Here is an 18,465-nt window from a genome sequence, read left to right on the forward strand (position 1 = left end):
AAGTCGTTATTAAAACATTAAAGTTTTACTGCTATTTGGGTATCTAAAGTCACTGAAAAGTCACCTTCATTACGTTTGAAATTTGCTTTGTAAGCTATTATTTCAACGCCTTTATTTTTAGCTTCACGTAACAACTGGCTATATTTTTTATCAATATGTTCAGCAGGTTTTACGCTATTTATGCCGCTATGTAATACCGCAAATAATAATACCGCTCTGTGGCCTTGTTCGGTCATAGCAATAAGTTCACGCAAATGCTTTTGTCCACGTGTTGTTACCGCGTCAGGAAAGTATCCTTGTTGTTCTTGCAACAAAGTTACGCTTTTTACTTCAATAAAGGTTTCTCGACCGGATTGATCGTATAGATGAAAATCAATTTTACTATTCTCTGCACCGTATTTTACTTCACGTTTTAGTTGGCTGTGGCCAATGAATTGACTTATCACATTGTTGTTTAGCGCTTCTTCTACCAATTGATTGGCCCGAATAGTATTAACACATATCCAGTCATTGCTTTGCGTGTAAGTTATCTCCCAGCTGTTGGCGTATTTACGTTTTTGATTATCTGAGGTGCTGAACCAAACTGTATCTCCAGGTGTTGCACAACCGGTCATTGCGCCAGTGTTTGCACAGTGCATGGTTATTTCGTTGTTATTCACAGATGCTTCATTGGGTAAAATAACGTCCGCTAAAAAGCGTTTGTAACGTTTTATTAAAGTACTTGGCTGTAAAGTAAAGTTCATAACTTGTGAGGTAGATAAATTATCACTACAGGTTAAATACTTGCCACCATGGTGTAAACTGTTGTCATTAAATAAAATTGAAAGGTAATAGTATGACCACGACAAATTTAGCTTCGGTATCAATCTCTTTGACTGACAACAATCTAACGCAGGGATGGCAGCAAGGAAAAAGTGTACAAATAGTAGATGACAATATTGCGATATATGTGCCTAAAGATGCGACTCAGTCATTACGAACCATTCAAGCTGCGGCTCGTAAAATAGAAAAATTGGGCATCGCACATGCGTCACTAACGGGTGACAATTGGGATGAAGCAAGTCAGTGGGCATTTGCCTTAGGTTTTAGCTGTGTTGGTAAACTTGAAAGCATCAGTTTTTGTGGTGATGATGCATTGGTTGAAAAGTTAACAAATAAATTAGCCGTTTATGCATGGAGTCGCGATTTAACAAACCAAACACCAGCAGAACTTTACCCGTTAAAATTAGCAGAACTTACGACTGATTATATTAAAGATTTAGCACCTGAGAACGTTACGACACGATTAATACAGGGTGAAGCATTAAAAGCTGAGCAATGGATGGGAATATACAACGTTGGCAAAGGTAGTGTTAATGAACCTTGTTTATTAGAGGTAGATTTTAACCCAACCAATGATGAAAATACGCCGGTTGCTGCGTGTTTAGTTGGTAAAGGAATAACTTTTGATAGTGGTGGTTATAGCATTAAAACTAGTGCCGGCATGTTCGATATGAAATGTGATATGGGCGGAGCAGCTGTGGTTGCTGGTGCATTAGCATTCGCGATCAAACAAGGGTTAACTCAGCGTGTGAAGTTATATCTATGTTGTGCAGAGAACATGATCAGTAATAATGCTTATAAGTTAGGTGATATTATTACCTATAAAAACGGCGTTACTTGTGAAGTAGCCAATACTGATGCTGAAGGGCGCATAGTATTAGCTGATGGTTTAATGGCTGCCGGTGAAACTGGTGCACCGATGATTATTGACGCCGCAACATTAACAGGTGCAGCAGTTATGGCAACAGGTGGCGATTATTCAGCGTTGTTCTCTTTAGATAATAACGCTGTGGCTAAAGCACAAAGTGCTGCACAAACTTCAGCTGAGCCGTTATGGCAGTTTCCGTTAGAGCCATGGCACCAAGATAAATGTGCCTCGGTATTTGCTGATACGGCAAATAGTAGAACACAAAAAGGTGGTGGTGCCGGTGGTGCAAGTAATGCGGCTGGTTTCTTATCACGCTTTGTACCAAACAATGGTGAAGGTTGGTTACATTTCGACTTAGCCGCGGCTTATAATGCTGGAGAGTCTGGCATGTGGGCAGCAGGTGCTACGGGCTTGGGTATCGCTACGATTGCCGAGTTAATCGCACAAAAATAGTTGTGGAATTAGTGTGAAAAAGCCGAGAGATTCTCGGCTTTTTTTATGTCATTTTTTGGACTAAGTTTGTTAGCCAGTGTTAGTTTGTTGTAAAAATTGCTCTAACCATGCTTTGGCGCTACCAACTTCACTAAAAACATAAAATGTTATATTACATGCTTGGTAAATTCGGCGTAATTGCAGTTGTTGAATATCCGCAGTGCTACTATCAAGAATCACACTCGCACTAGCGATTAAGCCATGTTTTACTCGATATTTATTGACCTTAATAAGGGCTTCTTCCGCTTCAGGTGAGAATACACTATTGCCATGAAAGGAGATTAATAATCCCCATGGTTGGCTGGCGAACTGTTCGCATGCTTGATACATATCATCAACATATTGCTCAGTAACGCTGTTATCAAACGGACCAAATGCATCTACTTGTAAAATATTCGATCCTGATGCAATCGAGTATTCGCCTTTTAGTGTAATTTCCATTATACAACTCCATTTCAAACGGGGGACAATAAATAACAGTAATTAACGCGCTTGCCAAGTAAGCACATTTTTCAAAAATTTCAAATTTAAGTTTAGATAAAAATCAATGCTTAGCAATATTCATTTTTATCGTATTAACTCAATCGGTAAGACTTTAGTAACGTTAATGCGTGATGTGATAATATGTCGCTAATAAGAAAATAATGTTAATAAACTAAAGAAAACTATGACGTCTTCGGCTAAAAACTTGCCTATTGATGATATTAAAAGTGATGTAATTTCAGCGTTAAAAAATCACCAAACCTTGCTATTAACTGCACCTCCTGGCGCGGGTAAATCAACACGATTACCGCTATGGCTTTTAGATCTCGATAGTTTATCGGGTAGTAAAATTTATCTATTACAACCAAGGCGAATTGCTGCTAAAAATATTGCTTGTTACTTAGCAAAGCAATTGGGAGAGCAAGTTGGAGATACGGTTGGTTACCGATTGCGTAATGAAAGTAAAGTTTCAAAAAATACCCGTTTAGAGGTTATTACCGAAGGAATATTAACGCAAATTATTCAGCATGATGCGGAATTAGCCGATTGTGGATTAGTGGTGTTTGATGAATTTCACGAGCGTTCACTTAATGCAGATTTAGCCTTTGCTTTAACTCGAGATGTGCAATTAGGCTTACGTGATGATTTAAAAATTTTATTAATGTCTGCTACTTTAGCAACAGAGGAAATTAAAACTCAGCTACCAGAAGCTGTTTGCCTTGAAAGTGCAGGCCGCAGCTACCCTGTTGATATAAGTTACCAAGCTCCGTCGAGTGCACGGTTATGGCGAGAACATACATTAACAGTGCTGAAGTCTTTGGTTAATCAACACCAAGGCTCAATTTTAGTGTTTCTTCCCGGCACCGGTGATATTCGTTACTTGGCTGAGAATTTATTAAATTGCATACCTGACTCTATGTTGCTGTGCCCTCTTTATGGTGACTTATCCCTCTCCCAGCAACAACAGGCAATTGCACCAGCGCCAAGAGGGCAGCATAAGTTGGTACTCGCGACCAATATTGCTGAAACCAGTTTAACATTTGAAGGTGTTAATTTAGTCGTTGATTCAGGCCTGGAAAATGTCGCCATTTATGATAATCAAACGCTAAGTAATAAATTAACTCAACGAACTATTGCAAAAGCATCGGCAATTCAGCGCGCCGGTCGTGCTGGGCGATTACAAGCAGGGCATTGTATCCGCTTGTATAGTAATGATGATTTTCAGCGTAGAAATGAACAGAGCGTTAGCGAAATTCAGCAAGCAGACTTGTTACCAATGTTAATGGAGTTAGCTCGCTGGGGAGCTAACGAATGCATGCAGCTACCTATGGTGGAAATACCGGACGAGAAACGTGAACAATTAGCATGGCAAGAACTAATTTCACTAGGGTTATTGTCTACGCAGAAGCAATTAACTACAGACGGTAAGCAAGTTGCTAGCTTTCCGTGTCACCCTCGGTTTGCAAAAATGCTGTTAAGATCACAATACTTGGAGCAGCAACAAACAATTAGTCATTTATTATCTTTAGCTTGTTTATTGGCTGCTCTGCTGGAAGAGCGAGATATTTTTAATGCTGAGCAACGTTTTGGTGATTGTGATATTGCTCATCGAGTTATGCAGCTTTGCCGACAGCCTAAAAAGGGCAATCATCAACGTATAATCCAGCAGGCACAACGTTTGTTTCGATTAACCCTCCAACAACAAAAGCAAACTCAGTCGACTCAACATTTTTGCCTTGCAAGCAATGAACTACCTATTCAGCATTGTGGGTTGATATTGGTGCATGCATATCCAGAAAGAATTGCAAAAAAACGCAATAATCAAGGCCACTATTTAACAGCTTACGGTAAAGGCGTGGTGGTAAATGAGGTCGATGCTTTAGCGAGTGAAAGTTATATTGTTGCGGTACAACTATTTCAAAAACAACACGGTTTAACTGTTACTTTAGCTGCTGAATTTAACTTAGTGCAAGCTCTGAAATGGGGTATAGTTAGTACGGAAAGCAACACTCATTTACATTTTGACCAGCAACTTAATCGGATTGTTTCTGCTAATCAGCAAGTGTTAGGGGCACTGGTGATTAAAAGTGAGAATACTAGCCAAAATGTGCCTCCTGAGTTATTAGTGGCGTGCTGGTGTCAGCAAATTAGAAAGAAAGGTTTGAGTTGGTTAAAGCTTGGCGAAAAAACTGAACAACTATTATTGCGTTGGCGTTGGCTAAATAGCACGCAACAGCATATAGAATTTCCAGTGGTTGATGAAGAGTTTTTATTGTCTCAATTGGAACAATGGTTGGGACCATATTTATCGGACATAACGAGTAAAAATCAACTCGATAAATTGAATTTTTCAGAATTATTGTTTAATCAGCTGAGTTACCAACAACAGCAAAAATTTAAACAACTTGCGCCAGTATACTTTGTTGGCCCTACTGGGCGTAAATGCACTATTCGCTATAGTTTAGAGCAAGCGCCAATAGTATCTCTGCCCATGCAGGAATTATATGGTGTTACTGTAACCCCTACTGTTGGTGATATTAGCAATAACAGCCAAGTTCCTTTAATCCTTGAAATACTATCGCCAGCTAAACGGCCTATTCAAGTAACTCAAGACTTAGTAGCGTTTTGGCAGGGCAGTTACCAAGCAGTGCAAAAAGATATGAAAGCACAATACCCCAAACACTTCTGGCCAAACGACCCAGCAAATGCCGAGGCAACACGCAAAACCAAACGTCATATAAAAGGCTAACTGCTAGCTATTTTGCGTAGGGGAAAGTGTATTAGGCTGGGTCTGATTAACTACTTAAGTGGCGACTTTTAAAAGCACTTGGGCTTAAACTAAAAAACTGTTTAAAGCAGCGACTAAAGTGACTGGCATTGGTAAAACCTAGTTCAAAGCAAACTTGCGTAATTTGATATCCTTGCTTAATCATACTAGCTGCTTTTTTTAATCGTTCTTGTTGTTGGTATGCGGCAGGTGTACAACCTAAGTGAGTTTTAAACTGCAGAAAGAACTTAGTTCGGCTCATACAGGCTATTTTACATAATTGTTCGATATCAATATTGGTAGCTAAGTTTTGATTAATAAAGTGGAGCGCTGCGTTTAAACCGTTGCAATCAGGTGATTGCTCACTATGGGAAATTATAAAACCGCGAGTTTGATGACGTAACAATCTCACGGTCAACTCAGATATCGCTAAATCAATCATATAATTTCTATCTTGATGATTTTCAGTATAAATTTGAACGATTCTATTCAACAATGCTTGTGTTTGCGCATTATGATGAGTATGCACTAGGTGTTGGTGATATTGCCATTGTCCATACTCTGATGCTAAAGGCGCTGACTGTTCTATTCGATCAACAATATTGTTGATACGCTCTAAAGATATTTCAATGGCTAAACAAGTGGTGGGTTGATCAATTCTTGCATCGGGAAAATCAATCTCTACTTGGTGGTTAGGAGCCATAACAAAAGATTCATGCGGAAGAAATTCGCTTTCATAGCTAGCGGTATCGTCATGCATAACTTTTTTACCTGAAACCATGCCGCAAAATAATAATTGATCTGACTTTAATTGGACTCGATTTGCCTGCTCAAAGGTATCGTAAATACTTAACTCTGTTTCGGGGCCAGCAAAGCTTATTTTGTTTTCAACTAAAACTTTTGGATTTTTGCGTTGCTTTGCTAATACTTCCTTAATCATTTTCGCGCCCTTTTTATATATGTACTGGCAGTCAACTTTTTTGAACTTATTGCATAGTTGAAATTTTTTATTCTACTAAGGTAATAACAATTGACTAAAAATACAACTATAGGAAAGTCTTATGATCTATGCAGCACCTGGCACCGATGGCGCGTTGATAAATTTTAAAGCCCGCTACCAAAATTTTATTGGTGGCCAATGGCTTGAACCATTTGAAGGGCAATATTTTGATAATATTAGTCCGGTAAATGGTGAAGTTTTTTGCCAAATCCCCCGTTCTACAGAAAAAGATATCGAACTTGCCCTAGATGCAGCGCATAAAGTTAAAGAGCAATGGGGTGCTACTTCGGTAACCGAACGCTCAAATATTTTATTGAAAATAGCAGACAAAATTGAACAAAATATTGAATATTTGGCCATTGCTGAAACTTGGGATAATGGTAAGGCAGTACGTGAAACATTAGCGGCTGATATTCCGCTGGCAGTTGATCATTTTCGTTATTTTGCTGGTTGTTTACGAGCACAAGAAGGCTCTATAGGTGATTTAGATGAAAATACGGTTTCATATCATTTTCATGAACCTTTAGGTGTAGTTGGGCAAATTATTCCATGGAATTTCCCTATTTTGATGGCTGCATGGAAGCTTGCTCCTGCGTTGGCGGCGGGCAATTGTGTGGTATTAAAGCCGGCAGAACAAACGCCTGCGTCTATTCTAGTATTGGCCGAATTAATTGGTGATTTACTGCCTGCTGGCGCATTAAACATTGTTAATGGCTTTGGTAATGAAGCAGGACAAGCACTTGCTACGAGTACTCGCATTGCTAAAATTGCTTTCACTGGCTCAACGCCTGTTGGCTCTCATATATTAAAATGTGCAGCTGAGAATATTATTCCGTCTACAGTTGAACTTGGCGGTAAATCGCCGAATATTTTCTTCAAAGATGTAATGGATCAAGAAGACGAGTATTTAAGTAAATGTATTGAAGGAATGGTATTAGCTTACTTTAACCAAGGTGAGGTGTGTACTTGTCCGTCTCGGGTTTTTGTTCATGAAGATATCTATCCGCAATTTATTGAGAAAGTGATAGAGCGCTCGAAAGCGATTAAGCGTGGTAATCCACTTGATACCGATACTATGGTAGGTGCGCAAGCCTCTAAAGAGCAATTTGATAAAATTATGAGCTATATCGCTATTGGTCGTGAAGAAGGTGCGGAGGTTCTGTTAGGTGGTGATGTTGAGCAACTTGATAATGAGCACCAAAATGGCTTTTACATTCAACCAACTTTGCTAAAAGGCACTAATGATATGCGGGTATTCCAAGAAGAAATTTTTGGCCCGGTAATCTCATTGTCGACATTTAAAGACGAAGCCGAAGTACTGGAGTTAGCAAATAGTTCTGAGTTTGGGCTAGGTGCCGGCGTTTGGACTAGGGATATGAATTTAGCCTATCGTATGGGACGCAAAATTCAGGCGGGTAGGGTTTGGACTAATTGTTATCATATGTACCCTGCACATGCGGCATTTGGTGGTTATAAAAAGTCAGGTGTTGGCCGTGAAACCCATAAAATGGCATTAGAGCATTACCAGCAAACCAAAAACTTATTGGTAAGTTATGATGTTAATCCTCTGGGCTTTTTCTAATATAAACATTATTAGTTAGCTTTATTAATTATGGTAAACAGAGCGAATATTTATCAACGCTCTGTTTACCCGTTTTTGTCGAAAAGAATTATCGTTGCAGAAGTTTGCTAGTGCTTGCTAATTGTTTGTTCGCACAATAGTTGCCATGGCTTGCGATAAAATATCTTGCTCACCATCTAACCAGTGAATTTTAGTGCCATTGCGTTCCAAACGTCTTAGCCAAGTGTCTTGTTTTTTAGAGAATTGGTGAATGGCAGAGTTGAGTTTTTGAAAACAGTCATTTTGGGATAGTTTTCCCTGTAAATGTTGGGCAATAAAACGGTATTCTAACCCATAAAAATAGAGTGTTTCCCAACTTACCCCTTGGCGATGCAATTCTGCAACCTCTTCAATTAACCCTTGTTCCATACGTTCTTTTAAGCGCTTAGTGATACGTTGTCGAATAACGTCTCTTGGCCATTTTATAGCAAATATTAATGGAGTTAACCTAGGAAAGTCGTTTATTGTATCTTTTGCATCAAGTTCGCCTTGGGCAATTTCAATAGCTCTTACTAGACGTTCGCGTTCAATAATATCAGTAGTATTGTGCAGATTTGGTTTCAAAGCGATTAGCTTTTCCACTAAAGCTTGATGAGAAAGTGTTGATAATGATGCTCTAAGCTTTATATTTTCTGGTACTTCAATCAGGCGATAACCTTTCAAAATTGAATCTACATATAATGCTGAACCGCCAGCCATAATTGCGAGTTTATTTTTGGCGTTAATGTTTTGGTAGGCATTAATTACGTCTTTTTGGAAATCGAAAATATTGTATTCGTAACCGGGATCAACAATGTCGATAAGATGATGCTTAATGTCTTGGTACTCATCAAGATCTTTGCCGCTGCCAATATCTAAACCCCGATATACTTGTCGAGAGTCTGCCGAGATTATTTCTCCATTCAACAGTTTTGCCAATTCGACCGCAAGTTTTGTTTTTCCTGATGCTGTTGAGCCTAGCACTACTAACATGTTAAATGCAGACATGATTTACCTAATGATATTGAAGAGAAAATAGGCCGTATTATATCGTTAAATAAAATCTAATGCCTATTCAAGTGCTAAAATTTTCACTAGGGATATGCTGTCTGCTAGATTAATATACACCCTCACTAGTAAATTATAGATAGATCAAACTCACGCATGTCTCCAAGAAAGAAGTCTGAAACAAAAGCCACACGCACAACTAAAAAATCATCTTCAAAAAAGGTGGCTGATAATACGCCAAGCCGCATTCGTCGCTTTAGTCGGTGGTCATTGTTTTTTATCTTAAAAATGATGCTACTGATGGTTTTTGTTATTTTTTTGTACAGCATTTATCTTGATAGTAAGGTGCGTAATAAGTTTGAAGGGCAGCGCTGGCAAGTGCCGGTGCAGGTATATGGCCAAATTGAGCAGTATCGCCTAGGCAGTAAGTTAAAACTAACTAACTTAAAGCAGGCGCTTGTGGCAAATCGCTATAAAAAAGTGACTCAGGTGCAACGCCCTGGTGAGTTTGCATTATCGGCGACACGCGCGATCATTTTTCGGCGTGCGTTTGACTTTGGTAATGGCATTGAAGAAAGCCAAAACATCACTATTGATATAGCCAATGAGCATATTCAGCAATTGTATATAAATGGTAACAAGGTCGAGCAGGTTGTATTAGAGCCAATGTTGCTCGATAGGATATTGCCGGAAAGCAAAGAAGATCGTGTTTTAGTTTCCTTACAAGCGGTGCCTGAAGAGTTATTGGATACCTTGTTACTTGTCGAAGACCGTGACTTTTATTTTCACCACGGTGTGTCACCATTAGGTATTTTACGAGCACTATATCAAAACATAAAAGCTGGCAGAACGGTTCAAGGTGGTAGTACGTTAACACAGCAGCTAGTTAAAAATATGTTTTTGACTCGCGATAAAACGCTATGGCGTAAAGTCAACGAAGCGATAATGTCGTTAATTTTAGAGTATCGATATAGCAAGGATCAGCTCCTTGAAGCCTATATTAATGAAGTTTATTTAGGACAGCATTACGCTAATGGTATTTATGGTTTTGGTTTGGCGGCAGAGTTTTATTTTGGTAAATCTATTCAATCACTAGATACCGAACAAATGGCGATGCTTATCGGGCAAATTAAAGGGCCAAGCTATTATGACCCTTGGCGCTTTCCCGAGCGTACATTAAAGCGCCGAGATCTAGTGTTGCGTTTAATGTATCAGCAAGAAATTATCGCTCAAGCTGAATTTGAACGTGCAGTTGAGTCGCCGTTATCTATTCGTCAGCAACGTCGACTAGCACAGCAAAAATTTCCTTCTTATTTACAATTGGTAAAAGCGGAGCTATCTCGACACTTATCTGAATATGAGCAGCAATCAGGTGTAAGAGTTTTTACCGGTTTCTCAATTGCTCAACAATTGGCAATTCAATCTAGCATCGACCAACAAATGCCACTTTTAGAAAAACAAACAGGCTCTGGGTTACAAGTAGCTATGGTGGTTTCAGACTTCAGTACCGGTAGCGTTCGCGCTTTAGTGGGAGGTAAGGAAGCCGGGTATGCTGGTTTTAATCGAGCCTTACATGCCAAAAGGCCGATAGGTTCATTAATTAAACCGGCTGTGTATTTGGCGGCATTAGAGCGTTACCAGCGCTTTAATTTAGCCAGCTTAATTGATGACAAAGCAATCACTCTGTCAAGTGAAGATGGACAAGCGTGGACGCCAAAGAATTATGATGGCAAGTATCGAGGTCAAGTGCATTTAGTGGACGCATTATCTTCTAGTTTAAATATTCCAACTGTAAATTTAGGTATGGAACTTGGGCTAGACAATATTGCACAAGCAATTCATTTGTTAGGCTACTCGGGTGACATTGTTACGCGTCCTTCGATGTTGTTAGGTGCGTTAAATATGTCGCCAATGGAGGTAAATCAACTGTATTTACCATTGGCTAATTACGGCTCAGGTCAGCAGTCGCATGCAATTGAGCGCGTGGTTAACGCCAAAGGGGAAACCTTATGGTTATTTGAAGATCAAGCACAACAGTTAATGTCGACGCAAGCGGCTTACTTGCTTGATTATGCGTTGACTAAAGTAACAGCTTCAGGCACCGCTCGATCATTATCATGGCGTTTGAAAAATAAAACCCTGGCGGGTAAAACTGGCACCACCAATGAGCAACGTGATAGTTGGTTTGTTGGCTATGATAATGAACTTTTAGTAACCACTTGGGTAGGCCGGGATGATAATAAGCCGACAAAACTAACCGGTAGTAGTGGTGCATTAGTGCTATTTGCTGATTTTATGAAAAGAGCTGGTGCAACTAGTAGGCACGCTGATATACCCGAAAGTGTGGAGTTAGTGCATTTTGACAACAAAAGTGGCCGAGCGGTAAGTCAAGAGTGTGCAAATTCTCAACTTTTACCAGCGGTAACCAACGGCTTAATATACCAAGGGCAATGTGAACGCGATGCAACGCAGCCTAAGAAAAAGAAATCATGGTTTGAAAAAATATTTGGAGAATAATTTAATAATTAATTCAATGCACTAAAGCAATAATTGCTCAGCTTTAGCATATGAGCATTTGAATAAGTTAGCTAATAAACCTATGGTTAATAGGTAGCTAAATTTACAAGGTTGTTAATAAAAATAGCAAAGGAAGCAATGCTGCAGTAAAGGAAATATCCATTCTATTACCTAGTTAGAGAGGGCAAATGAAACATAGGTTGAGTTTTGGTTACTTTACTTTACTTGCTGAAAATATTGTTGAAGTGTGTATTGATGATGGTGTTGAATTATCACTTGAAATGATTGAAGAGTGTGATGACTTTTTTAAAGCTCATATTTTTGGCGACTTCGGCATGTTGATAAACCGTATTAATGAGTATTCTTATAGTTATGAAGCTCAGTTATCTATCGGTTCATATCAGGGGTTAAAAGCAATAGCATTCGTATATTATACCGATGAATGCAAAACTCTGGTTGAAGAGCTTAATGAAAAGCGTGCTCACGATAATTGGAATAGCCAATTGTTTTCGGGTTTAGAGCTTGGTTGGCAGCAGGCATTGACGTGGTTAGAGCAAGAATTATTATCAGATAAACAGCAAGAAGTGAGTAACTTATTTGAGGGTGAGCCTAATTATTAGGTGTGTAAAAAATTAATATGACAGAATGAAAAAAGCAAACCCTATGGTTTGCTTTTTTTATGTTCAGGACGAACAGTATACCATGGTCACAAGGATGTGAATAAATGGTGATGTTCAAGAAGAACAGTATGTCATAGTCAGTAAAAACTGTCAGTTTCTGCTTCAAAAAATCTCAATACTTCATCGCTTTTTGCCACGGACATCTTTAATTTTGTTGGGTTATTTTGTGTTAATCAATATACTCAAATATTTTAAATACTCGATTTACACCACCAACATTACGAGCAATATCAACAGCATTATTTGCTTGCGACTTGGTGACTAAGCCCATTAAAAATACTTCACCGTTCTCGGTGACTACCTTAATATTTGTGGCATCTAATTCATCACTACTAAATAATGCTGTTTTTACTTTAGATGTTAGCCAAACGTCATTAGTTTTGGTGGTAAATGCAGTGGTATTGCTGATGCGAATTTGATTGTGAAGCTGCTTAACACCATTGATGTCATTAAGTATCTTAATTGCTTGATCACGCAGGTAACTGTTAGGTGCTTGACCAACAACCAAGACACTTCCATTTACGCTGACTACTTGTAAATTTGTGTTATCACTTAGGGCTTCACTTGCAGCGAGTTTTGCATGAGCATCTATTTCGATTTTCTGATCATCAATTTGATTACCTAAAGAGCGATTGTCTGTCGCAACGCTCGCGCCGCCAACAACCCCAACAACTGCAGCAGCTACACAGCCTTGCAAAAGTGCTGCAACTGCAACAACACTTAATAATGATTTTACTGACATACTAGTCCTCGGCTTGTGGAAATAGTGTGGTGTCAATAATGTCACATAGGCAGTGAATAACCACTAAATGTACTTCTTGAATACGTGCTGTGCGGCTTGATGGCACGCGAATTTCAACGTCATTTTCACCTAATAAACCAGCAATATCGCCACCGTCACCGCCAGTTAGCGCAATAATTGGCATATCACGAGAAACGGCTGTTTCTATTGCTTTTATTACGTTGCGAGAGTTACCACTGGTTGAAATAGCCAACAGCACGTCACCATTATTACCTAAAGCTCGCACTTGTTTAGAAAATATTTCATCAAAATGATAGTCGTTACCAATGGAAGTGATTGTTGAGCTATCGGTCGTTAAGGCAATTGCAGGTAGTGGCGGACGCTCTGTTTCATAGCGGTTAAGTAATTCTGCAGAAAAGTGCTGAGCATCGCCTGCTGAGCCGCCGTTACCACAAGCTAAAATTTTGTTGCCAGCAAGTAGGCTCTGTACCATGATCATGCCCGCTTGTTCTATTGGCCCAGCCAAAAGTTCGCTTGCGGCAATTTTAGTTTGAATACTTTCAGTAAAATTGCTTTTTATCCGTTCTAACATATTGGATGTAGCTCCGTTGTTTTATTCATCAAAAGGCGTTTTTCAGCCAAGTAATCTCTGGGTTGTTGATATTACCTTGCAAGGCAATAACATCGAATCGGCAGCTGGTATTATATTCATTTAATCCTGCTTGTTGCAGGTAATATGCTGCACATTGTTTAATTTTTTGCTGTTTTGAAGCAGAAATGGCAGAAATAGCACCGCCAAAGTGTGAATGTTGGCGATATTTTACTTCAATAAACACCCAAGTGTCTGCTTCGGTCATAATCAGGTCGAGTTCACCACGACGATTATGAAAATTACGCGTTTTTAATACTAGCCCTTGCGTCTCTAAAAAGTTGGCCGCTAATTGCTCGGTCACTTTTCCTATTGAAATTGAACTCTCATCATTAGTCGATGGCAATTTCTTGCACCTTGTTTCGGCTGTATTTACCCCAAACCAAACTGCGTTTTAATATATTGTTGTCTGCTAACTGTAATATGCCGGTTTGACCATAATGTCTAAGATAAGTTTTATCTTTCATGGCAGAAAGTTTATCGACCAGCGCTAAACTATCAAAACCCATGGCAAAAATAGTTTGTAAACTATCGCTGCGGTTTGGCCATAGCTTTTTCGCTTGTGCGGCTAATGCTTTATTTTGTTGTTTTCCCGATAATTGCCATGGCATTTCGGTAAATACTAAGCCAGATAAGTCGCGATTATCGCTTTTATCATTTTTAGCACTATGGCTTCGAGAGCTAGCATATATCGGGATAATATCAGCAAATGGACTGGTATTAACGTCAATGTAAGGTTTCAGTAATTTAGTTTCTAACGGCATGCCGACAATATAAATCATATCAATATCGCGGCGATTGCGTAGCTCACTTTTAATTGAATACTTAATACGGCTATTTAATTCTTTCGTTCGTTCTTGGCTTGCATCAACACTGAGGCTAGCTTTAAGCTGATTCTGCATTTTTGCGTCGCCATTAAAAAATACCGTTTCAGGTTGCTGCCCAGTGATATGTTGCCATTGCTGACTAAAAGTTTGAGCAATACGACGGCTCGCTTTGTCTTGATGGCTTAAAATAAGTGGCTTTTGGTATTGCTGACGGCTTAAGGTAGTGGCAGCCTGTATAGCTTCATCTTCCGGACGCATAGATAATGCTACCTGGTGTGGCTTTAACACGATATTTCCTGGCAGATTAAGTAATAATGTTGGTGTTAAAATGTCGGTTTGCGCTAAATAATTTTTAACATTCTCTTTTAGTAGCGGACCAATAACATAATCAATATTTAGCTCTTCTAATTTAGTCGCTAGTGTTGCCATCTCTAAGTTGTTTGAGTCGATGAAATGTATTTTCGCAGTATTGTTATTATATGCAGCCAATACGCCTTGTTGAGCTACTTTACCGGCACGTACCTGTTTTCCCGATAGCGGAATGATGACCGCAACATTATTATTTTCATTAATAAGTGTTGCTTGTGTTTGTTGTAATTGTGCAACAATAACTTGTGCCGGGTGGGTGCTAAAATCACGCTGCCACTGGACTAAATAGTGTTTCAGACGAGCATTGTCATCACCAAATTTGTTGGCGAATGTCAGTAGTTTGCTCCAGCCATCAACGTTCGGTGCCGCCATTTTTCGTAATTGTTGATGCTGCCATTGAGATAATTGGCATAGTTGCTGCCAAATTATCTCAATATCAGCGTTTGTTGCATCGAGATTCTTTGCAAATGCTCTTAAGCTTGCGTCTAGAGCTGCTATTGGTAAATTGCGTTTTAATTGCACTACAGCGAGTGTTTGATAGTAGTCAAAACTATGTGAGTTCGTTATATTTTTCTTTATTTCATTAGCATTGTTAAGTGCTTCTTGCGCTTTGTCAAAGCGCTCTAATGCTAATAGGCTTTGCGCACTGATCACAGCCAAATGATATTGATTTAGTAGGCTTTGAGTTAAAGGTTTGGTTTGAGTTGCTAACCACAATGCTTTATGAGGCTTAGCTTCTACTAGATATAATGAGCTGGCTTGTATAAAGGTATTTACCGCTTGGTTGTTTTCTTGAGTAATAGCTTGCGCGACTAGTTCATCAGCGCTAAATGTTGTCTTAACAGTTTCTATGATTTCGGCTTTTTTGGGGAGTACTTTTCCGGGCTTGCTTGGTTTCGTTGTTGAACAACTAGCTAAAACCATCAAGCTAATTATGGTTATAAGTGTACTTTTTCGAGCTGAAAAACAATTTGTCATTATCAAAGTTAAGAAATCCGTACTTTTTAAGATAGCTTTATAATAAACTTCATCCTCTTCAGTCTCAACACAAGTATTTTAATATGTCGGAACAAATTATTCAGCCCAGTACTCTTTATATTGTTGCCACTCCAATTGGCAACTTAGCTGATATCAGCCAACGAGCATTAGATGTATTAGCTCATGTTGATGTTATTGCTTGTGAAGATACCCGACATACTCAGCGGTTATTGTCTGCTTTTAGTATTAAAAACAGAACAATGTCGATGCATGATCACAATGAGCGACAGCGGCAAGAGCAAATTTCTTCACTATTACAAGAAGGAAAAAGTGTCGCGTTAGTGTCAGATGCGGGCACACCACTGATTAGCGATCCAGGTTTTCATTTAGTGCGCCATTGCCGACAACTGGGGTTAAGTGTGTCACCTATTCCTGGCGCATGTGCTGCTATTTCTGCGCTTTCCGTTGCTGGTTTGCCTACAGACAGGTTTACATTTGAAGGCTTTTTACCGTCAAAGTCTGGTGCTCGGCAAGCAACATTAACCGAATTAGCTAACGAAACACGTACTATGGTGTTTTATGATGCCCCACGCCGCGCTATTGATACCGTGGCTGATATTGTTAAAACCCTTGGTGGCGAGCGCTATGTAGTGATGGCTAGAGAATTAACCAAAACCTTTGAAACCATTCATTCTGACAGTGCTGAAAACTTATTGGCTTGGCTACAAGAAGATCCAAATCAGCTAAAAGGTGAAATGGTACTGATAATTGAAGGGCATAAAGTTGACCCAAATGATATTCCTGCCCATGTTGTAGCAACATTAAAGTTACTATTATCTGAAATGAAGCCTAAAAAAGCTTGTGCAATCGCGGCGGAAATTCATGGCGTGAAGAAAAATGCCCTATATGAATATGCCTTGGCAATGAAAGATTCTTAAGATACTTCTGAATATAGTCGCGTTGCGCTTTTAAAGCTTGGTAATATCACGTAGAATGCGCCCCGAGTTGACGAGACAATCGCTGCTTCATCGTTGTACTTTCGGGTAGACAGATGAAGGGGAGGAAAGTCCGGGCTCCAATGAGCAGGGTGCCAGGTAACACCTGGGCGGCGTGAGCCGACGACAAGTGCAGCAGAGAGAAGACCGCCGATGACCGCTTGCGGAACAGGTAAGGCTGAAAGGGTGCGGTAAGAGCGCACCGGATTGCTGGTAACAGTAATTGCAGGGTAAACTCCACCCGGAGCAAGACCAAATAGGGTTTCATATGGCGTGGCTCGCGTTGAAACCGGGTAGGTTGCTTGAGCTATAGAGCGATTTATAGCCTAGACGAATGATTGTCACTTTCTTTGAAAGATACAAAACCCGGCTTATGCGTCAACTCACTTATTCTACAAACCCTCGCAGTAATGCGAGGGTTTTCTATTTTATCCCTGTAAATGATTCTTTTTTTCAATGGCTTAAATTTTGGTGCTAGGTAATTTTTTACATTAGGTATTTGCGAACTATAACACTAAAACTATCTAATAAACCTAAAGTTTACTTTGTACTAAGGTTTTAATGATTAATATGAATAGCCTATAACAAAAGCAGCAGGCAAAAGAAAACCTGCAACTACCAATAAACTTCTAAAGCTTTTAACCCCTTTTTTACCTTTCACCATAAACAATGCTGATATTGCTAAATAAATAAGCATCACAGCATAAAAATCAGAATAATATGTCCATGCGCTTTTAGCTTCATTTAGGTGCAAAGAATTGAAACTTTTTAATAAGAAACGTGGTGATATCTTCTGTAAAATTACACTATTCTCGTCAGTGTCAATAATCAGAGTATGGTTTTGTTTGGTAAACAGCTTGTATTGCTTCGGCGACTGCCAAAATCTCGCTTTAATTTGAGCGTCAATGTTAAGTTGTTTTAGTAACCATACTTCAAAATTTTCAGTATCAATTTTGCCTTGAAGATCGTCGATAAAGTATTTTTCTTGCGTTACTTGATAGTTAGGGTTCCAGTCATCAACATGATTGAGCGCTATGCCCGATATGGCAAAAACTAATGTTAAACCAATGCAAAAATAACCAATATCTCGGTGCAAACTGCGGTTTAACTTAAACCAATTTATTTTAATAGCCATTAGTCTGCAATAGTGACACCTGTAGGTAATACTTGGTAAACCGTAATCGCTTCTGTAACGGAATTTACATCAAACGCTTCTTGTTGCTCTTGTGCTGTGTAAGCTAAATATCTTTTAGACTGCGCCAAGCTAAGCGGCAATGCCTGCAGTTTTCCAGTTGCGTAGGCGGTTTTCCCCAATGCTGTCATTGGGAATACCATGTCACCATCTCGCACCTTAATGCGCAAGGATTGAAACTTCTTGTCAGACGCTAATTCCACCCAGCAGCCACGCTTTTTACACACTTTAACGATACTGCCTTCAACTGTTATGGGAGTGTCTAAAAACTTATTAGGAGAGGCCAAAACTTCTGATATTTCGACGAGTTGTTTCATGTTCGCTCCGTCGCCAAATTTTTGCTCTGCGGCTTGGGCATTTATTGCTGTGGAGAAAGCGCTTAACAGTATGAAAAAAGAGATTTTAAGTCGTGACATTTTTGTTACCTTGTTGCGATTAAGTTAATTACAAAGTTAGTTAAAATTAGAATTTATTTG

General features: G+C 39.3%; 16 protein-coding genes and 1 other RNA gene. 7 read left to right on the forward strand and 10 right to left on the reverse strand.

What is annotated here, in order from left to right; translation table 11 throughout:
* Positions 1 to 17: 17 nt before the first annotated feature.
* Positions 18 to 743 carry a DNA/RNA nuclease SfsA gene (sfsA, locus tag AC27E9_RS14790; protein WP_487131660.1) on the reverse strand — a complete coding sequence of 242 codons (726 nt, stop codon included), beginning with the start codon at positions 741 to 743 and terminating at the stop codon, positions 18 to 20.
* A 92-nt stretch (positions 744 to 835) separates the two neighbouring features.
* On the opposite strand from sfsA, the gene pepB reads away from it, so the two are divergent.
* The gene (gene pepB, locus AC27E9_RS14795; protein WP_487131469.1) at positions 836 to 2,143 is read left to right on the forward strand and encodes an aminopeptidase PepB; all 1,308 of its coding nucleotides are present in this window, start codon (positions 836 to 838) and stop codon (positions 2,141 to 2,143) included.
* Positions 2,144 to 2,212: 69 nt separating this feature from the next.
* On the opposite strand, the gene AC27E9_RS14800 is transcribed toward pepB, so the two are convergent.
* Positions 2,213 to 2,623 carry a hypothetical protein gene (locus AC27E9_RS14800; protein WP_487131471.1) on the reverse strand — a complete coding sequence of 137 codons (411 nt, stop codon included), beginning with the start codon at positions 2,621 to 2,623 and terminating at the stop codon, positions 2,213 to 2,215.
* Positions 2,624 to 2,849: 226 nt separating this feature from the next.
* Here AC27E9_RS14800 and hrpB point away from each other — a divergent pair, with 226 nt between their 5' ends.
* Positions 2,850 to 5,414, forward strand: a complete 2,565-nt coding sequence (hrpB, locus tag AC27E9_RS14805; RefSeq protein WP_487131473.1) for an ATP-dependent helicase HrpB — start codon at positions 2,850 to 2,852, stop codon at positions 5,412 to 5,414.
* Between the two features lie 46 nt (positions 5,415 to 5,460).
* Here the strand turns inward: hrpB and AC27E9_RS14810 are convergent, their stop codons facing one another.
* Entirely contained in the window at positions 5,461 to 6,372 is a 912-nt protein-coding gene (locus tag AC27E9_RS14810) for an AraC family transcriptional regulator (RefSeq protein WP_487131475.1), read from the reverse strand.
* Positions 6,373 to 6,493: 121 nt separating this feature from the next.
* Here AC27E9_RS14810 and exaC point away from each other — a divergent pair, with 121 nt between their 5' ends.
* Positions 6,494 to 8,014 carry an acetaldehyde dehydrogenase ExaC gene (gene exaC, locus AC27E9_RS14815; RefSeq protein ID WP_487131477.1) on the forward strand — a complete coding sequence of 507 codons (1,521 nt, stop codon included), beginning with the start codon at positions 6,494 to 6,496 and terminating at the stop codon, positions 8,012 to 8,014.
* A gap of 117 nt (positions 8,015 to 8,131) precedes the next feature.
* Here exaC and miaA read toward each other — a convergent pair whose 3' ends face one another.
* On the reverse strand, positions 8,132 to 9,040 hold the full coding sequence (miaA, locus tag AC27E9_RS14820) for a tRNA (adenosine(37)-N6)-dimethylallyltransferase MiaA (RefSeq protein ID WP_487131479.1): 909 nt from the start codon (positions 9,038 to 9,040) through the stop codon (positions 8,132 to 8,134).
* Positions 9,041 to 9,196: 156 nt separating this feature from the next.
* On the opposite strand from miaA, the gene mrcB reads away from it, so the two are divergent.
* The gene (gene mrcB / locus AC27E9_RS14825) at positions 9,197 to 11,557 is read left to right on the forward strand and encodes a penicillin-binding protein 1B (RefSeq protein WP_487131481.1); all 2,361 of its coding nucleotides are present in this window, start codon (positions 9,197 to 9,199) and stop codon (positions 11,555 to 11,557) included.
* 188 nt (positions 11,558 to 11,745) lie between these two features.
* Positions 11,746 to 12,177 carry a hypothetical protein gene (locus tag AC27E9_RS14830; protein ID WP_487131483.1) on the forward strand — a complete coding sequence of 144 codons (432 nt, stop codon included), beginning with the start codon at positions 11,746 to 11,748 and terminating at the stop codon, positions 12,175 to 12,177.
* A 229-nt stretch (positions 12,178 to 12,406) separates the two neighbouring features.
* Here the strand turns inward: AC27E9_RS14830 and dolP are convergent, their stop codons facing one another.
* From dolP to AC27E9_RS14850, 4 genes are read right to left on the reverse strand one after another with little or no spacing between them, the layout of a single operon-like run.
* On the reverse strand, positions 12,407 to 12,979 hold the full coding sequence (dolP, locus tag AC27E9_RS14835; RefSeq protein ID WP_487131485.1) for a division/outer membrane stress-associated lipid-binding lipoprotein: 573 nt from the start codon (positions 12,977 to 12,979) through the stop codon (positions 12,407 to 12,409).
* Position 12,980: 1 nt separating this feature from the next.
* Positions 12,981 to 13,571 carry a phosphoheptose isomerase gene (locus AC27E9_RS14840; protein WP_487131487.1) on the reverse strand — a complete coding sequence of 197 codons (591 nt, stop codon included), beginning with the start codon at positions 13,569 to 13,571 and terminating at the stop codon, positions 12,981 to 12,983.
* A gap of 28 nt (positions 13,572 to 13,599) precedes the next feature.
* Positions 13,600 to 13,974, reverse strand: coding sequence for a YraN family protein (locus AC27E9_RS14845; protein ID WP_487131489.1), 375 nt, complete (start codon positions 13,972 to 13,974; stop codon positions 13,600 to 13,602).
* The gene (locus AC27E9_RS14850; protein ID WP_487131491.1) at positions 13,961 to 15,748 is read right to left on the reverse strand and encodes a penicillin-binding protein activator; all 1,788 of its coding nucleotides are present in this window, start codon (positions 15,746 to 15,748) and stop codon (positions 13,961 to 13,963) included. The genes AC27E9_RS14845 and AC27E9_RS14850 overlap by 14 nt, the downstream gene beginning before the upstream one ends.
* A 137-nt stretch (positions 15,749 to 15,885) precedes the next feature.
* On the opposite strand from AC27E9_RS14850, the gene rsmI reads away from it, so the two are divergent.
* Entirely contained in the window at positions 15,886 to 16,740 is an 855-nt protein-coding gene (gene rsmI / locus AC27E9_RS14855) for a 16S rRNA (cytidine(1402)-2'-O)-methyltransferase (RefSeq protein WP_487131492.1), read from the forward strand.
* A gap of 63 nt (positions 16,741 to 16,803) precedes the next feature.
* An RNA gene (gene rnpB / locus AC27E9_RS14860) (RNase P RNA component class A) lies at positions 16,804 to 17,187 on the forward strand.
* 175 nt (positions 17,188 to 17,362) lie between these two features.
* Here the strand turns inward: rnpB and AC27E9_RS14865 are convergent.
* Both AC27E9_RS14865 and AC27E9_RS14870 read right to left on the reverse strand, forming a co-directional pair.
* Positions 17,363 to 17,932 carry a PepSY-associated TM helix domain-containing protein gene (locus AC27E9_RS14865; protein WP_487131494.1) on the reverse strand — a complete coding sequence of 190 codons (570 nt, stop codon included), beginning with the start codon at positions 17,930 to 17,932 and terminating at the stop codon, positions 17,363 to 17,365.
* Positions 17,932 to 18,405, reverse strand: a complete 474-nt coding sequence (locus tag AC27E9_RS14870) for a DUF4920 domain-containing protein (RefSeq protein ID WP_487131496.1) — start codon at positions 18,403 to 18,405, stop codon at positions 17,932 to 17,934. Before AC27E9_RS14870 ends, AC27E9_RS14865 begins: the two co-directional genes overlap by 1 nt.
* Positions 18,406 to 18,465: the final 60 nt, after the last annotated feature.

The sequence above is a fragment of the Colwellia meonggei genome (genome assembly GCF_057537295.1).

What these genes read in the sequence shown, in the direction of transcription:
- sfsA (WP_487131660.1), bottom strand. Translation starts at nt 743, where the DNA reads ATGAACTTTACTTTACAGCCAAGTACTTTAATAAAACGTTACAAACGC.
- pepB (WP_487131469.1), top strand. Translation starts at nt 836, where the DNA reads ATGACCACGACAAATTTAGCTTCGGTATCAATCTCTTTGACTGACAAC.
- AC27E9_RS14800 (WP_487131471.1), bottom strand. Translation starts at nt 2,623, where the DNA reads ATGGAAATTACACTAAAAGGCGAATACTCGATTGCATCAGGATCGAAT.
- hrpB (WP_487131473.1), top strand. Translation starts at nt 2,850, where the DNA reads ATGACGTCTTCGGCTAAAAACTTGCCTATTGATGATATTAAAAGTGAT.
- AC27E9_RS14810 (WP_487131475.1), bottom strand. Translation starts at nt 6,372, where the DNA reads ATGATTAAGGAAGTATTAGCAAAGCAACGCAAAAATCCAAAAGTTTTA.
- exaC (WP_487131477.1), top strand. Translation starts at nt 6,494, where the DNA reads ATGATCTATGCAGCACCTGGCACCGATGGCGCGTTGATAAATTTTAAA.
- miaA (WP_487131479.1), bottom strand. Translation starts at nt 9,040, where the DNA reads ATGTCTGCATTTAACATGTTAGTAGTGCTAGGCTCAACAGCATCAGGA.
- mrcB (WP_487131481.1), top strand. Translation starts at nt 9,197, where the DNA reads ATGTCTCCAAGAAAGAAGTCTGAAACAAAAGCCACACGCACAACTAAA.
- AC27E9_RS14830 (WP_487131483.1), top strand. Translation starts at nt 11,746, where the DNA reads ATGAAACATAGGTTGAGTTTTGGTTACTTTACTTTACTTGCTGAAAAT.
- dolP (WP_487131485.1), bottom strand. Translation starts at nt 12,979, where the DNA reads ATGTCAGTAAAATCATTATTAAGTGTTGTTGCAGTTGCAGCACTTTTG.
- AC27E9_RS14840 (WP_487131487.1), bottom strand. Translation starts at nt 13,571, where the DNA reads ATGTTAGAACGGATAAAAAGCAATTTTACTGAAAGTATTCAAACTAAA.
- AC27E9_RS14850 (WP_487131491.1), bottom strand. Translation starts at nt 15,748, where the DNA reads ATGGTTTTAGCTAGTTGTTCAACAACGAAACCAAGCAAGCCCGGAAAA.
- rsmI (WP_487131492.1), top strand. Translation starts at nt 15,886, where the DNA reads ATGTCGGAACAAATTATTCAGCCCAGTACTCTTTATATTGTTGCCACT.
- AC27E9_RS14865 (WP_487131494.1), bottom strand. Translation starts at nt 17,932, where the DNA reads ATGGCTATTAAAATAAATTGGTTTAAGTTAAACCGCAGTTTGCACCGA.
- AC27E9_RS14870 (WP_487131496.1), bottom strand. Translation starts at nt 18,405, where the DNA reads ATGTCACGACTTAAAATCTCTTTTTTCATACTGTTAAGCGCTTTCTCC.